Source organism: Polaromonas jejuensis NBRC 106434 (genome assembly GCF_001598235.1).
Taxonomy (GTDB): domain Bacteria; phylum Pseudomonadota; class Gammaproteobacteria; order Burkholderiales; family Burkholderiaceae_C; genus Polaromonas; species Polaromonas jejuensis.
Genome location: NZ_BCYO01000002.1, coordinates 279,566 through 293,839 on the forward strand (window position 1 = coordinate 279,566; position 14,274 = coordinate 293,839).

The window sequence follows — 14,274 nt, forward strand, 5'->3', positions numbered from 1 at the left end:
CCACCACCCCGCGTCATCGCCCCAGCGCCTGGCCGCTCTCGATTTAATAGCTAGCTGCGCCCTATGCATAATGGCTACAACCATTTTTAGCCCTGAAAACAAATGTTTCAAGGGAGCCGGACAAGGCCGCCAGCCCGGCGGCGGCCACGGCGGCAGTTACCATCGGCGGCAGAACAAGGAGAAGGCTTATGCAACGCATCGTCATCGTCGGAGGCGGCGCCGGAGGGCTGGCACTGGCAACCCAACTGGGCAAAAGCCTGGGTAAAAAGGGGCTGGCGGACATCACCCTGGTGGATGCCGCCCGCACCCATGTCTGGAAGCCCCTGCTGCACCAGCTGGCCGCGGGCAGCTTTGACACCCATGCCGAAGAAATCGAATACCTGGCGCAGGCCCGCTGGAACCACTTCAAGTTCCGCCTTGGCAGCCTGGTCGGCGTGGACCGCCACAACAAGACGCTGCAACTGGCAGCAAGCTATGACGAGGCCGGCCGCGAGATCACGCCGGCCCAGCAGCTGGGCTACGACACGCTGGTGATTGCCGTGGGCAGCCAGACCAACGACTTCGGCACACAGGGCGCGGCCGAGCACACCATCAAGCTCGACAGCCCGCAAGCGGCCAAACACTTCAATGACCGCTTGATCAATGCCTGCATACGCGCGCAAACCGTGCCGCGCGCGGCGGGCAGCGGGCGCCTCACCGTGGCGATTGTGGGCGGCGGCGCCACGGGCGTGGAGCTGGCCGCCGAACTGCATGCCGCCGCGCGCGTGCTGGCCAACTACGGCTTTGACCATATCCATCCCGAGAAGGATTTGCAGATCGTGCTGGTCGAAGCCGCGCCGCGACTGCTGGCGCAACTGCCCGAGCGCCTGAGCGAATCGGCGATGCGGGAATTGCGCAAGCTGGCCATTGAAGTGCACACCAACGAAAAAGTCGTGGAAGTCACCGCCGACGGCCTGAAGATGGCCAGCGGCAAGGTGATCTCATCGAGCATCACCGTGTGGGCCGCCGGCGTGAAGGCCGCCGACTTTTTAAGAACCATAGGCGGCGACGACCCGCTGGAAACCAGCAAGCTCAACCAGCTGATGGTCAACGGCAACCTGCAGACCACGCGCGACCCCAGCATTTATGCCTTTGGCGACTGCGCCGCCTGCCAGCAGCCCGACGGCACCTGGGTGCCGCCCCGCGCCCAGGCCGCCTACCAGCAGGCCATGTACCTGACGCGCGCCCTGCCGCGGCTGGCCGCCGGCCAGGCGGTAGCGCCGTTTGTCTTCAAGGACCAGGGCTCGCTGGTGTCGCTGTCGGAGTATTCATCGGTCGGCAGCCTGATGGGCAGCCTGACCAAGGGCAGCTTTTTTGTTGAAGGCCAGTTCGCCAAGCTGATGTACTGGGCCCTGCACAAACAGCACCAGCTGGCGCTGGGCGGTTTCAAGAAAACGGCGCTGATCACGCTGTCGGAAATGATTGACCGGACGTACCGCCCGCGCATCAAGTTGCATTGATAATCGGCCTATAAATCAACCGGAGAGCACCATGGCAAAAGGTCAGCAACACAACGAGAAGATGGTCAAGAAACCGAAGAAAGACACCTCGCCGCCCAAGCCGGTGTCGCCCGATGCGGTGCGCCCGACCATCGTGACGCAGATCCCGCTGCGCGGCAAACTGAAAAACAAATAAGCGGTGACGGCTTCTTCCGCGCCCCAATTTTCCGCCGGGCCGCCCCAAGGAAAATCAGCCCCCTCGAGGGGCAGCGAGGACACGTCAGTGCCGAGCGTGGGGGCTATATGACCGCGCAGCCGGGCAATCCGCTGCACGGCGTGACACTCGAGGCCATCGTCACTTCGCTGGCCGATCACTACGGCTGGGAAGAACTCGGGCAGCGCATCAACATCCGCTGCTTCACCAGCGAGCCCAGCGTCGCGTCCAGCCTGAAATTCCTGCGCAAGACGCCCTGGGCGCGCGAGAAGGTGGAAAGCCTGTACCTCTTCATGCTGCGCGAGATCAAGCGCGCCAGCCCGCCGGTGCACAACTTTCCGCCGCCGCGGCCTTGAGCCCTGCGCGGGTCCGGTCAGCGCGGCGCCCCATGACGGCCTCATGATGCACGGCCCGCTGCCAAGCCATCTTCCGGCTGCGCCTGCCGCCGCCACCCCAGAGCTTGACGTGGTGCATGCCGATGCGCTGCTGCTGGTGCTGAACAAGCCTTCGGGCCTGCTGGCCGTGCCGGGACGCGGTGAGGACAAGCAGGACTGCCTGAGCCGCCGCGTGCAGCGGCACTACCCCGACGCACTGATCGTGCACCGGCTGGACATGGCCACTTCGGGCCTGATGCTGATGGCGCGCGGCCTAGTCATGCAGCGCGCGCTCGGCAAAGCCTTCGAAAGCCGCGAGGTGCACAAGCGCTACGTGGCGGTGGTGGATGGCTGCCTCCGGCCGGCAGAAAGCCCCGATGGCTGGGGCCTGATCGATCTGCCCATCGCGGTCGACTGGCCGCGCCGCCCCTTGCGCATCATTGATGCGGCGCTTGGCAAACCCAGCCAGACCCGTTGGCGGGCCATGGCTTTTGATGAGGCCACGCACAGCACGCGCGTGGAACTGGAGCCGCTCACCGGCCGCTCTCACCAGTTGCGCGTGCACATGCAGGCGCTGGGCCATCCCATGCTGGGCGACACCCTGTACGCCCCCGAGGCGGTGCAGGCCCGGGCGCCGCGCCTGCTGCTGCATGCCGCTTCGCTGCGGCTGGAACACCCGGCCAGCGGGGCCCTGCTGTGCTTTGAAAGCACACCCGGCTTCTAATTCCATTTCTACTTCAACGCGGGGCAGCGGGAGCCGCTACCATGCAGGCCATGACGCAGCAACATCTCTTCATACTCACCGGCGCCTCACGCGGCATGGGCCTGGCCATGGCCCGCCAGCTTCTGACCCCGGGCCACACGGTGCTGTGCATTTCACGCAGCACGCAGCAAGCCCTGGCAGAGCACGCCGGGCAAACAGGCGCCACCTTGCTGCAATGGTCCCATGACCTGGCCGACAGCGCCGCGCTCGGTGCCAAGCTGGAAGGCTGGCTGCAGGATCAGGACGGCAAGGCTTGGGCCGGCGCCGCGCTCATCAACAATGCCGGCGTGATTCCCCGCATAGTTCCCCTCAGCGACGCCGACGCCTCCGACCTCGCCAGGGCCTTGCGCGTCGGGCTGGAAGCGCCCATGCAGCTCACGTCCGCGTTTCTGCGTGCCACCGACAGCTGGCCGGCCCCGCGCAAGGTGCTCAATATCTCGTCGGGCTTGGGACGCAGGCCCATGGCCTCGCAGGCGGCGTATTGCGCCGTCAAGGCGGGCATGGATCACTTCACGCGCTGCCTCGCGCTGGAAGAAGCACTGAAGCCGCGCGGCGCCAGGGTCTGCTCGCTGGCGCCCGGCGTGATCGACACCGGCATGCAGCTGCAACTGCGCAGTGCGGACGAGGCGGCCTTTCCCGACCGCGAGAATTTCGCCCGCCTCAAAAGCGCAGGGCAATTGACCTCGCCCGAGGACGCTGCCAGCCGCGTGCTGGCCTATCTGGCGCGGGCTGACTTTGGGGACCAGGCCGTGGCGGACGTCAGGGGCTAGCCCGCCTGCCCAACACGGTTGGGCCAGCGGCGGGTTTGACGGGCATCAGGAACTCACGAGTTCTGCCCGCATATGCCCGCGTCACCGGGTCTTGAGGATCTCGTAAATTTCGTCCTTGGTTTTCAGCCGTCTTTTCTTCAGCGTTTCAAGGGCCTCATCGCTGATGGAACCCACGCCCTTCTCGTATTTCGCAATGGTGTGGTTGTCGTCGTCGTACCGGGAGAAAAGGCGTGCAAATTGCGCATCTGACGCTTTGAGGCTGTGCATTTTTTCCCGGTACTGCGGAAATTCATGCGCCAGGTCGTGGTTCAGAAAATCCATGAAAACTCCTTGTGGTGGATGAGGAGACGCCGTAACGTGCTGCGGCGCCAGCAGCGAGAACACGACCACCTAGTCGCGAACGACCAGCACCGGCAAATGGGCGTGTGACAACACCTGGGCCGTGACGCTGCCCAGCACCAGCTTTTCCAGTCCGCGCCGCCCATGGGAGCCCATGACGATCAGGTCCGCGTTAATGGAGCCGGCGGTATCCAGAATGCCACGGTAAATCGCATGGCCTTCCACCACAGAGCCGGTGACCGTGATGCCGTGGTCTGCGAAAGCCTGTTTGGCCGCCGTGATGGCTTCGTTGGCCTCGGCAGTGGCGGCGCTGAGGTATTCGGCCTGGCCGTAGGAGAAGTCCGTTCCCACCCCGGTAAAGGCATAGGGGTCTATGACATAGATCACCGTCACCTCACTTTGGAAGGCCTCGGCAATGGCTATTGCCTTTCCGATGGCCTGGCGTGCGGTGGACGAGCCATCGACAGGGACCAGAATGTGCTTGAACATGACGCAATCTCCTTGAAGCCGCTAAAAAGATTCTCAGTCAGTACCCCTGACCGGTCAATGCCCGCCCCCGGCGCCCCCCGAAAAGCGGGTTGCCATGCCTCACCTACCTATAGGTTATAGCCCATCGCCCCCCACAAGCGCCGTCGGACAAAGCGCCGAGAGGGCCGGCTGCCCGGCTCAGGGCTCGATCTTCACGCCTTTCCAGAAGGCGACCCGTCCCTTGATGTTGTCGGCCTCGGGCTTGGGGTCGGGGTAATACCAGGCCGCATCGGTGTTCATTTCGCCATTGACCAGCAGCGAGTAGTAGCTGGCCTGGCCTTTCCAGGCGCACATGGTGTGGTGGTTGCTGAAGGTCACGTAGTCGCGGTTGAGCGAGCTCTCGGGGAAGTAGTGGTTGCCTTCGACAATCACCGTGTCGTCGCTTTGCGCAATCACTGCGTCGTTCCAGATGGCTTTCATGTTTTTTTCCTGATGTGCGGTTGATCCATGTGCAATGCTAACCCCCCTTGCGCAGGCGATGCGGCTCCGGGGTTTTGCGCCAAGGCTGACTGCCGCAAAGGCTCCCCAGGAAAAAGGGGCCTATGCGGACCGCGCCTCAATCGCGGCGGCCGCCGCCGCGCTCGTCCCTGTTGTGGCCCCGGCCATGGTCATCCCTGTCGTGGCCCCGGCCATGACCTCTTTCATGGTCATCGTCATCGTCACCGCGGTGCCGGTCCCGGCCTCCGCGCCGCTCGTAGTCGTCGTCACCTTTGACCCTGACGAAGTAAACCGGCTGGCCACAGGCGTTGTACCTGGCGCAGTGTTTGGCCCAATTTTTGGCATGGCCAGGCGGCACATGCAGATACAGCGGGGGCTGCTGCACCAGCACCGGTGCGCGTTGAATGATGACCGGCTGCGCATAGATCAGTGGCGGCGGCGGCGCATTGCCAATATCGATACGGCCATACACGCCCGGCGCCAGCGCGCCTTCCACGGTGGCGCTCACATACGGCGCAGCGGCCTGGGCCGCGCCAGCCCACAGGGCGGTCGCGCCGCCCAGGGCCACAAGACTCGCCAGCAGCAAGGGTTTCACAGTTATTTTCATGGGGACTTTCTTGAATGAATCGGCTCAGGAGGGTTGGAGGCCATGGAGGCATTCACCCGTCAGGCGAGCTGCGCGCTGTAGGCCGGGTGGCGGGCGGCCGATGAGGTCTCAACGGGTGCCAGCCGCAGGCTATGGCCCTCGACCACCACCCGCGAGCCGGCGGCCACTGGGCTGGCCTGCTCAATGGTGCGGACGGAACCATTGTTCATGCGCACGCGCATCTGGTAGACCGTGGTTTTCTTCATGTTTTTCTCGATGGTATTGCCGGCATAGGCACCGCCTGCCGCGCCCAGCACGGTCATGGCGGTCTTGCCGCTCCCGCCGCCGACCTGATGACCGAGCAAGCCACCGACGACACCGCCGGCGACCGTGCCAATGCCCACGGTGGTGCCGCCAACGGCCACACCGTTCACGTGGCCCTGACGCTGCACGGCGACCACGGATTCGACCGTGCCGCAGTTGGCGCATGCCGCCCTGGGCGCTTGAGCCACCGCCACGGGGGCCTGCCTGGCAGCGGGCAGCGCCGCCTTGGCCACGGGCTGGCCCATTTCCGGCGCGGCGTTCGCCATGACGGCGGCGCCGCCGGTTCGGGCCTCGGAGTGATTGACCACCAAAGCCGCGGCCAGCGCCATGGCCGTGACGCCCATCACCGCCATGGTGGGCATCAGCGCCTTGCTGTGGCGCAGTCTTTCGGAGAAGGCCGGCTGGGGGGTGTTTGAATTGTTTGAGTTGTCAGGCACGGGATGGGTGTCCATAAAGAGGCTCCTTTTTCGCAAGCCCTATTTGTAACAAGCGACGCGGATACACCCCGTATGACGACGTGACATTGGTAAGGAAAGTTTTCCAAACTGCGGAAAAAAGCCGTGTATTGCGGTATTTCAGCGTTCTTTACACAGCCTCACAGGCGCTGACCTGCGCTTTACAGGCCCCCTTGGGGATGGGTCGGATCGATCCAGAGCACCGTATCCGGCTTTTCAACCGGCTCGATGTCCAGGTTGATCGCCACCGCCTCGCCGTCGCTGCGGCACAGCACACATTCGAGCACCTCGGTCGGGCTGGCATTGATTTCCTGGTGCGGCACATAGGGCGGCACATAAATGAAGTCGCCCGGCCCGGCCTCGGCCGTGAACTCCAGATGATCGCCCCAGCGCATGCGCGCCCTCCCCTTGACCACGTAAATCACGCTTTCCAGATGGCCATGGTGGTGGGCGCCGGTTTTGGCATCGGGATGGATGGTGACCGTGCCGGCCCACAGCTTCTGGGCCCCCACGCGGGCAAAATTGATCGCGGCACGCCGGTCCATGCCCGGCGTCTGCGCGGTGTTGGCGTCAAGCTGGCTGCCTGGAATCACGCGCACGCCGTCGTGCTTCCAGGCGCTCGTCTGTTGCTCGGCTTGATGCGCCTGGCTGTGCGCCTGGCCCTGCTGACGATGTGTGTGATCAGTACTCATTTCAGTCGCCGGTAGTGTGTGGTCTGCCAGCGTACACCCAGTTGACGCGCAGCGGGGGCGTTAGCATCAGGTATATCGGGCGTTGCCCGCAGCACATGCCCTTTCCGCATTCCTTCACCCCATGCCCCGGCCCGACCCCACCGCCATGCCTGCCCCTATACCGGCCCCTATACCGGCCCCGACACCGGCCACAGCCCCCGACTGCTTCGCGCTGCTGGACGATCAGGAGGCCAGTCCCTCTGATCCGCGGTCGCGCCTGTACACCGGCCATGCCGGCACCCTCTGCTGCCGGCACGCGTCGGAGCTGCCCGCCATGCTGGAGCAGATGCAACAGGCCTTGCAGCAAGGACAGCATGCCGTGGGCCTCTTCAGCTATGAGCTGGGTGCCGAATTGCACCGTGTCGCACCGCGTGAAAATAATCCGGCCTTGACCCAGGTCCTGCTGTTCGAGCGTTGCGACCGGCTTTCGGCGGCGCAGGTCGCCTCGTGGCTGGCCGAACGCGAGCAGCTGACGCAGACCGTCAGCGGCAATGCGGGCCAGCGCAGCGCCGGCATTGCGCGCATGCGCAGCAGCGTGACCGAATCGGAATTCGCCGCGGCGATGGCGCGCATCCAGGCCTATATCGAGGCGGGCGATACCTACCAGATCAACTACACCTACCGTGTGCGCTTCGATGCATTCGGCTCGATCCATGCGCTCTATCGCCGCTTGCGCGCGCGTCAACCCGTGCCCTACGGCGCGCTGGTGGCCCTTCCGGATGGCCAGGCGCTGCTGTCGCTGTCGCCGGAACTGTTTGTGCGGCATGCGCAAGGCGACCTCGTGACGCGGCCCATGAAAGGCACGGCCGCCGCCAGCGGCGACGCCCGGCAGGATGCGGCGCACGCGGCAGCCCTGGCCGCCGACCCTAAAAACCGCGCAGAAAATGTGATGATTGTCGACCTGCTGCGCAGCGACCTCGGGCGCGTCGCGCAATTCGGCAGCGTCAAGGTGCCGCAGCTCTTTGACGTCCGGCGCTACAGCAGCGTGCTGCAAATGACCTCCACCGTGCAGGCCCGCTTGCGCGACGACGCCAGCCTGACAGAGGTGTTGACGGCGCTGTACCCCTGCGGCTCCATCACCGGTGCGCCCAAACGCCGGGCCCTGCAAATCATTCGCGAGCTGGAGCCCGATGCGCGCGGTTTCTATACCGGTGCGATTGGCTGGTTTGAAGCCCCCACCGCCCCGCAAGGACTCGGTGACTTCTGCCTCTCCGTGCCGATTCGCACCATGGTGCTGCAAGCCCCCTCCGGCGATGGCCTGCGCGCCGGCGAGATGGGCGTGGGCGCCGGCATTGTGCATGACAGCAAGCCGCAGGACGAATATGCCGAATGCCAGCTCAAAGCCGAATTCCTCACCGGCCTGGGCCATGACTTCGAGCTGTTTGAAACCCTGCATGCCAGCCATGACGAGGGCTGCCGCCACCTGGCGCGGCATCTGCAGCGCCTGCGTGCATCAGCCTGCCATTTCGGCTTTGCCTACGACGAAGAAAAAATTCGGAACGCCCTGGAGCAAGCCTGTGCCGCACTGCCTGCGGGCCAGCCCCACCGCCTGCGCCTGGCCCTGAATCATGCCGGCCACTGCCATATCCAGACCGGCCTGCTGCAGCCATTGACCGGGCCGGTGCGCGTGCTGCTGGCAGCGCAAGCCACCGACGCCGGCGATCTGTTCCTGCGCCACAAGACCACGGTACGCGACCGCTACGATGCGGCCTGGCGGGATGCCGAAGCGCACGGCGCCTTCGACAAGCTGTTCTTCAACACGGACGGTGAACTGACGGAAGGCGCGCGCAGCAATGTGTTCGTGAAACTGGCAGGGCGCTGGTACACCCCGCCGCTGTCCTGCGGCGTGCTGCCGGGCGTGATGCGCGCGGTGCTGCTGGCCGACCCGGCCTGGGCGGCCACCGAACGGCGGCTGACGCGGGACGACCTGCGTGCCGCCGAAGCCGTGGTGATCAGCAATGCCCTGCGCGGCGCCCTGCCCGTGACCGTGGGCTAGCAACGGCGCGTCGAACAGCGGGCCCGCCCCGCCATCCGAGGCCGGCGGCAAAAGGCTGTTCCAATAGAGGGTTTAACGCAGGCCGATCAAGCCGCCACCCGAGAAATTTTCCATGGCCATCAAAGCCACCATCTACAAAGCCCAACTGCAAATCGCCGACATGGACCGCAACGTCTATGCCGACCACAGCGTGACCATTGCGCGTCACCCGTCCGAGACCGATGAGCGCATGATGATCCGCCTGCTGGCCTTTGCGCTCAACGTGCCGGCCGACGACAAGCAGGGCCAGCTTGAATTCGCCAAAGACCTGTGGGACGTGGATGAGCCCGCCCTGTGGCACAAGGATTACACCGACGCCATCCAGCACTGGATCGACGTGGGCCAGCCCGATGACAAGCGCCTGATGCGCGCCGCCGGCCGCGCCGAACGCGTCACGGTGATCAGTTTTTCCAGCAGCACGCCGGTGTGGTGGAAGGGCATCGAGACCAAACTCACGCGCGCTGCCAACCTGGTGGTGTGGCAGATCGAGGCGGCGCAAAGCCAGGCGCTGGCCAGGCTGGCCGAGCGCGGCATGCAGCTGCAGCTCACGGTTCAGGACGGCACGGTCTGGATGAGCACCGGCACCGATTCGGTGGAGATCACGCCGCGCCGGCTGACCGTCGGCGGCTGAGCGGCCCCGGGCCTCAGGCGTCGCTGCTGGGTGGCGCTGCCTGCTGGCCTTCAGCTTGCCGCGGCCAGGGCGGCAGCCGGGGACGTTGGCCCCATCGCCAAAACGCTATGCTTTTAATAGCATTCTACGCCCATCTCATATGGGCCAGATGGTTATTTGAAGATTATTTCTCCAATGACCGCATCACACGGCGCCGCTTTCAGCCTCCTGCAGCACGCGCCACATCACCTTGCCCGAGCCGCTTTTCGGCAGCGCATCGACGAACTGCACGACGCGCGGGTATTTGTAGGCGGCCATGTTGTCCTTGCACCAGTTGATGATGTCGTCTTCGGTGGTCTTGCCCCTGGCCTCGGCGCGCAGCACCACCACGGCCTTGACGGTTTCACCGCGGTAAGCGTCTTTGGTACTGATGATGCAGGCCTCCTGGATGGCCGGGTGCTTGAACATCAAGGCCTCCACCTCGGCCGGCCAGACCTTGAAGCCCGAGGCATTGATCATGCGCTTGAGCCGGTCGGTGATGAAGAAATAGCCCTGTTCGTCCACCCGCCCCAGATCGCCGGAACGAAAGAAACGCTTGCCGTCAAGTTCGATGAAAGCGGCCGCCGTGGCCTCGGGGCGTTTCCAGTAGCCCTGGAAGTTCTGCGGCCCGCACATGATGATCTCGCCCTGTTCGCCCTGCGGCACCTCCTGGAGCGTCAGCGGGTCGATCACGCGCGCATCGGTACTCAGAAACGGCACGCCCAGGCATTGCTGCTTGGTCGCATCGGGCGGGTTGCTGTGCGAAGGCGCAGCGGTTTCCGTCAGGCCATAGCCTTCGGCAAAGCGCAGGCCGTATTGCTCCCACAGGCGCTGGGCCACGGCTTGCGGCATGGCCGCCCCGCCGCCGCCGATATAGACCAGGCTGCTCAAGTCAAAGCTGGCAAAGTTGGGACTGGCCAGCAGGTCAATCACCATGGTCGGGATGTTGGTCCAGTGCGTCACGCCCCAGCGCGAGATCAGCCGCCCGGCCAGTTCGCGGTCCCAGCGCGGCATGATGACCAGCGTGGCGCCGCCGTAGATCGCCGCATGCATCACGGACACCATGCCGGTGATATGGAACATGGGCACCACCGACAGCACCACGTTCTCGAACGTGCTGTTGCCCCACAGGCAGCTGGCCACCGCGTTGTGCATGAGGCTGGCATGGGTGTGCATGCAGCCCTTGGGCAGGCCGGTGGTGCCGCTGGTGTAGGGCAGCACCGCCAGGTCCTGCGGCGTGGCGGTGTGCGCCGGCGGCTCGCTGCCCTCGCCCCGGTCCACGATGGCATCAGCCCAGCGCATCACCGTGCCGCCCTCCAGCGCGGGCAACGCATGCTGCGTGCCCAGCCACTCACGCCAGGCTTCGGGCATCGCCTCATCGCCCTGGCCCTGGGGCTGCATGTCAAAGGCGTCGCCGTAATGCGTCACGATCAGGTGCGCCAGCCGTTCCTCGGGCGCCAGCTGGGCGTTGGCCCTGGCCAGCTCGGACGCAAGGTCGGCCACGATGATAGCCACCTTGACGTCCGGGTCGGTGATGTAGTGCTTGAGCTCCTCGGCCCGGTTCATCGGGTTGACGGGCACCACCACGGCGTCGGCCCGGAGGACCGCAAAGTGCGCAATCACCCACTGCGGGCAGTTCTGCATGTCAAGCAGCACGCGGTCGCCCTTGCGCACGCCCAGCCGGTGCAGGGTGGCGGCCAGGCGCTCGGCCTGCCGTACCACCTCGGCATAACTGAGCACCCGGTCAAAAAACACCAGTGCCGGCTTGTCCGGGAAACGCAGCGCACTGACCGCCAGGTTGTGCCACAGCGAGGTCTGCGGCGGTGTGATGCGGCGCGGCAGCCGCTTGGGCCAGACCTGGTAATGCAGGTCGTGGCGCGGGGCCGCAGGGGTGATAAGAGTAGGGTCGGCAGAAAGAGGGGGCACAGCAAAGCTCCGGACAGGACATGGACCCCACAGCCTAGCCGGTGCCCGCGCGCCGCACACTGGGGATGCACCTGATAAGGTGGCGCCGCTTGTCGCCTGTGTGACCCGGCTTCATGGCCGCTGACCTGATCCCCGGATACGCGACGATAAAGGCCTGCGACCCCAGTCGACGCGACATCAGCCGTTCACCGCCTTGGTGCGCGTGCCGCCGCGGGCGCCACCATCCGCATCGTCAGCACACCACGCAGGTGCACAAGACTTGTATACCGGTTGAATAAACAGGCCTTGCTGCGCGGCAAACGGCTGGCACGGGATATGCAATGTTTCCTGCATGGCAACGGCTTCCGACATCAGCACCCGCATTCTTGAAGCGGTCATGGCCCGGAAGCTGGCACCCGGCGCGCGTCTGGGTGAGCAGCAACTGGCCATGCTGTTCGACTGCAGCCGCACGGTCGTGCGTGAAGCCCTCACCCGGCTGGCTACCCGCGGCATCGTCACCGTGAGTGCGCGGCGTGGCTGGTATGTCATTGAACCCTCGCAGGAGGATGCCCGCGAAGCCTTCGAGGCTCGCCGCGTGATAGAGATGGGCCTGATCCGCTGCACTGCTGAGGTCAACAAAGCCGCCATCAAACAACTCAAAAGCCACCTCAGCCGCGAGAAAGCGGCCGTCAAGGGTAGCGACGTGGGACTGCGCAGCTTCTTACTCGGCGACTTTCATGTGTGCCTGGCCGAATGCCTGGGCAACAGCCTGCTGGCCGATACCCTGCGCGACTTCACGGCGCGCACCACGCTGATTGCCATGCTCTACCAGTCCTCGCACGATGCCGCCCAATCCTGCGAAGAGCATGTGCAGATCGTACTGGCGCTGGAACAGGGCGATCTGGTGCTGGCTGAAAAGCTCATGCAAAAACACATCGGCAGCGTGCAGGCCACGCTAAGGCTGCAGGCCGACGCTAACCCGCTGGCGCAGCTGCGCAGCGCCTTGAGGCCGTTGCAGGCTCTGCCCGACGCAGCTGCGACCAGCAGCGCCAAACGAAACGAAATATGTATACAAAATATAAAATACAAAAGTAATGGAAAACCCGATCAGCGCTTGGCCCCGCTGTCTGAATAATCGTCAAACCACCTAGGAGCTGTGTCATGAAATCAAGCAAACGTCTCTTTTCTCTCGGCATGGCAGCCGCCGCCCTGCTAGCCGCCTCTGGCATCCATGCGCAAACCGCACTGGACGATGTGCTCAAAGCCAAAGAAATCAAGATCGCCATTCCCACCGACTTCCCGCCTTATGGCTCGGTCGGCACCGACCTCAAGCCGCAAGGCCTGGACATTGATGTGGCGCAATACATCGCCAGCAAGCTGGGCGTGAAGGTCGAACTGATCCCGGTCACCACGGCCAACCGCGTCCCTTATCTGCAAACCAAAAAGGCAGACCTCGTGATCTCGACCCTCGGGAAAAACCCCGAGCGCGAAAAAGTGGTGGACTTCACCATCGCCTATTCGCCCTTCTTCATCGCCGTGTTCGGACCCAAGACGCTGGCCGTCAAGGGCGCGCCCGACCTGGCCGGCAAGTCGATTTCAGTCACCCGCGGCTCGGTGGATGACATGGAACTCACCAAGATCGCCCCCTCCAGCACCGAAATGCGCCGTTTTGAAGACAACAACTCCACCGTGGCCGCCTTCGTTGCAGGCCAGGTTCAGTTGCTGGCCACCAGCGCCCAGGTCGCAGGCAGCATGATGAGCAAGAACCCGCAGCTCGGAACCGAATACAAGTTCGTCCTGAAAGACTCGCCCAACTTCATTGGCGTGGCCAAGGGCGAAGACAAGCTGCGCACCAGGATCAATGAAATCCTCAGCGACGCCAAGAAATCGGGCGACCTCGACAAGATCGCCGTGAAATGGCTGGGCCGGCCTGCCGGCGACCTGCCACTTTGATGCCGCCTTTCATCACCGGTCGCTGCGGCTGAACCTGCCCAGCCGCAGCCCATCATGAGATTTTCAGCATGCTCATAGAACTTGATTTTCCTGCGGTGCTTGCCGAGTGGCCCATGCTGGCCAAGGGCGTGGTCTGGACGCTGGGCCTCACGGCGGTCTCCACCGTGCTGGGCGTGGCCATCGGCATCGCCTGTGCCTGGGCCCGCGCCCACGGGCAGCGCTGGCTGCAATGGATGGTGGGTGTGTATGTTGAACTGATCCGCAACACGCCCTTCATCGTCCAGCTGTTTTTTGTGTTTTTCGGCCTGCCTGCCGCCGGCGTCAAGCTGTCGCCGGAAACCGCCTCGGTCATTGCCATGGTGATCAATCTGGGGGCTTATTCCTGCGAGATCATTCGGGCGGGCATAGAGGCCACACCCAGAGGGCAGATTGAAGCGGCGCTGAGCCTGGCATTGAACCGCACGCAGACTTTTGTGCGGGTGGTGCTGCCGCCAGCGCTGCGCAAGGTCTGGCCTGCGCTGGTGAGCCAGATCATCATCGTGATGCTGGGTTCAGCGGTCTGCGGGCAGATCTCGGTGCAGGAGTTGAGCTACGGCGCCAACCTGATCCAGAGCCGCAATTTCCGCGCCTTTGAGGCCTTCATCATCGCCACGCTGATTTACCTCTTGCTGTCCATGGTGGCACGCAAACTGCTGAATTGGTTGGGCTCGCGTTTTGTCTTCGGTAGATAAG

Annotated in this window: 17 protein-coding genes; 10 read left to right on the forward strand and 7 right to left on the reverse strand. The window is 64.4% G+C overall.

The genetic code is table 11. From position 1 onward, the window contains the following. Nucleotides 1-188 precede the first annotated feature (188 nt). The 5 genes from PJE01S_RS03785 (at nt 189) to PJE01S_RS03800 (ending at nt 3,599) form a co-directional block, all read left to right on the forward strand. Nucleotides 189-1,499 carry an NAD(P)/FAD-dependent oxidoreductase gene (locus PJE01S_RS03785; RefSeq protein ID WP_068831795.1) on the forward strand — a complete coding sequence of 437 codons (1,311 nt, stop codon included), beginning with the start codon at nt 189-191 and terminating at the stop codon, nt 1,497-1,499. A 31-nt stretch (nt 1,500-1,530) separates the two neighbouring features. Continuing rightward, nucleotides 1,531-1,674 carry a hypothetical protein gene (locus tag PJE01S_RS25490; protein ID WP_169804358.1) on the forward strand — a complete coding sequence of 48 codons (144 nt, stop codon included), beginning with the start codon at nt 1,531-1,533 and terminating at the stop codon, nt 1,672-1,674. 107 nt (nt 1,675-1,781) lie between these two features. Further along, on the forward strand, nt 1,782-2,048 hold the full coding sequence (locus tag PJE01S_RS03790) for a VF530 family protein (protein ID WP_068831796.1): 267 nt from the start codon (nt 1,782-1,784) through the stop codon (nt 2,046-2,048). A 43-nt stretch (nt 2,049-2,091) separates the two neighbouring features. Next, nucleotides 2,092-2,790: a pseudouridine synthase gene (locus PJE01S_RS03795; RefSeq protein WP_068831797.1), complete on the forward strand. Its 699-nt coding sequence runs from the start codon at nt 2,092-2,094 to the stop codon at nt 2,788-2,790. A gap of 50 nt (nt 2,791-2,840) precedes the next feature. Further along, nucleotides 2,841-3,599 (forward strand): SDR family NAD(P)-dependent oxidoreductase, encoded by a 759-nt coding sequence (locus tag PJE01S_RS03800; RefSeq protein WP_068831943.1) that lies wholly within the window; start codon nt 2,841-2,843, stop codon nt 3,597-3,599. Nucleotides 3,600-3,680: 81 nt separating this feature from the next. On the opposite strand, the gene PJE01S_RS03805 is transcribed toward PJE01S_RS03800, so the two are convergent. The 6 genes from PJE01S_RS03805 to PJE01S_RS03830 all read right to left on the reverse strand — a co-directional run bounded on the left by PJE01S_RS03805 (nt 3,681) and on the right by PJE01S_RS03830 (nt 6,961). Further along, nucleotides 3,681-3,920, reverse strand: a complete 240-nt coding sequence (locus tag PJE01S_RS03805; RefSeq protein WP_068831798.1) for an HP1242/YdcH family protein — start codon at nt 3,918-3,920, stop codon at nt 3,681-3,683. A gap of 69 nt (nt 3,921-3,989) precedes the next feature. Continuing rightward, entirely contained in the window at nt 3,990-4,427 is a 438-nt protein-coding gene (locus tag PJE01S_RS03810) for a universal stress protein (protein WP_068831799.1), read from the reverse strand. A 177-nt stretch (nt 4,428-4,604) separates the two neighbouring features. Beyond that, nucleotides 4,605-4,922, reverse strand: coding sequence for a DUF427 domain-containing protein (locus PJE01S_RS03815; protein ID WP_500796506.1), 318 nt, complete (start codon nt 4,920-4,922; stop codon nt 4,605-4,607). 100 nt (nt 4,923-5,022) lie between these two features. Next, entirely contained in the window at nt 5,023-5,511 is a 489-nt protein-coding gene (locus PJE01S_RS03820) for a hypothetical protein (RefSeq protein ID WP_068831801.1), read from the reverse strand. A gap of 59 nt (nt 5,512-5,570) precedes the next feature. Beyond that, a complete protein-coding gene (locus PJE01S_RS03825; protein ID WP_068831802.1) occupies nt 5,571-6,266 on the reverse strand; it encodes a glycine zipper 2TM domain-containing protein in 696 nt (231 codons plus the stop codon). A 164-nt stretch (nt 6,267-6,430) separates the two neighbouring features. After that, nucleotides 6,431-6,961, reverse strand: coding sequence for a cupin domain-containing protein (locus PJE01S_RS03830; RefSeq protein ID WP_068831803.1), 531 nt, complete (start codon nt 6,959-6,961; stop codon nt 6,431-6,433). A 145-nt stretch (nt 6,962-7,106) separates the two neighbouring features. Between PJE01S_RS03830 and pabB the strand changes: the two genes are divergently transcribed. Together pabB and PJE01S_RS03840 are read left to right on the forward strand one after the other, a co-directional pair. Beyond that, nucleotides 7,107-8,996 (forward strand): aminodeoxychorismate synthase component I, encoded by a 1,890-nt coding sequence (gene pabB, locus PJE01S_RS03835; protein WP_068831944.1) that lies wholly within the window; start codon nt 7,107-7,109, stop codon nt 8,994-8,996. Between the two features lie 112 nt (nt 8,997-9,108). After that, complete coding sequence (locus PJE01S_RS03840) at nt 9,109-9,666, forward strand: YaeQ family protein (protein ID WP_068831804.1); 558 nt, start codon at nt 9,109-9,111, stop codon at nt 9,664-9,666. A gap of 183 nt (nt 9,667-9,849) precedes the next feature. Here the strand turns inward: PJE01S_RS03840 and PJE01S_RS03845 are convergent, their stop codons facing one another. After that, nucleotides 9,850-11,610, reverse strand: a complete 1,761-nt coding sequence (locus PJE01S_RS03845; protein ID WP_245660583.1) for a long-chain fatty acid--CoA ligase — start codon at nt 11,608-11,610, stop codon at nt 9,850-9,852. Nucleotides 11,611-11,941: 331 nt separating this feature from the next. Here PJE01S_RS03845 and PJE01S_RS03850 point away from each other — a divergent pair, with 331 nt between their 5' ends. The 3 genes from PJE01S_RS03850 to PJE01S_RS03860 all read left to right on the forward strand — a co-directional run bounded on the left by PJE01S_RS03850 (nt 11,942) and on the right by PJE01S_RS03860 (nt 14,273). Further along, on the forward strand, nt 11,942-12,724 hold the full coding sequence (locus tag PJE01S_RS03850; RefSeq protein ID WP_068831805.1) for a GntR family transcriptional regulator: 783 nt from the start codon (nt 11,942-11,944) through the stop codon (nt 12,722-12,724). 26 nt (nt 12,725-12,750) lie between these two features. After that, the gene (locus PJE01S_RS03855; protein WP_068831806.1) at nt 12,751-13,542 is read left to right on the forward strand and encodes a transporter substrate-binding domain-containing protein; all 792 of its coding nucleotides are present in this window, start codon (nt 12,751-12,753) and stop codon (nt 13,540-13,542) included. 68 nt (nt 13,543-13,610) lie between these two features. Continuing rightward, nucleotides 13,611-14,273 carry an amino acid ABC transporter permease gene (locus PJE01S_RS03860; protein WP_068831807.1) on the forward strand — a complete coding sequence of 221 codons (663 nt, stop codon included), beginning with the start codon at nt 13,611-13,613 and terminating at the stop codon, nt 14,271-14,273. Nucleotide 14,274 lies beyond the last annotated feature (1 nt).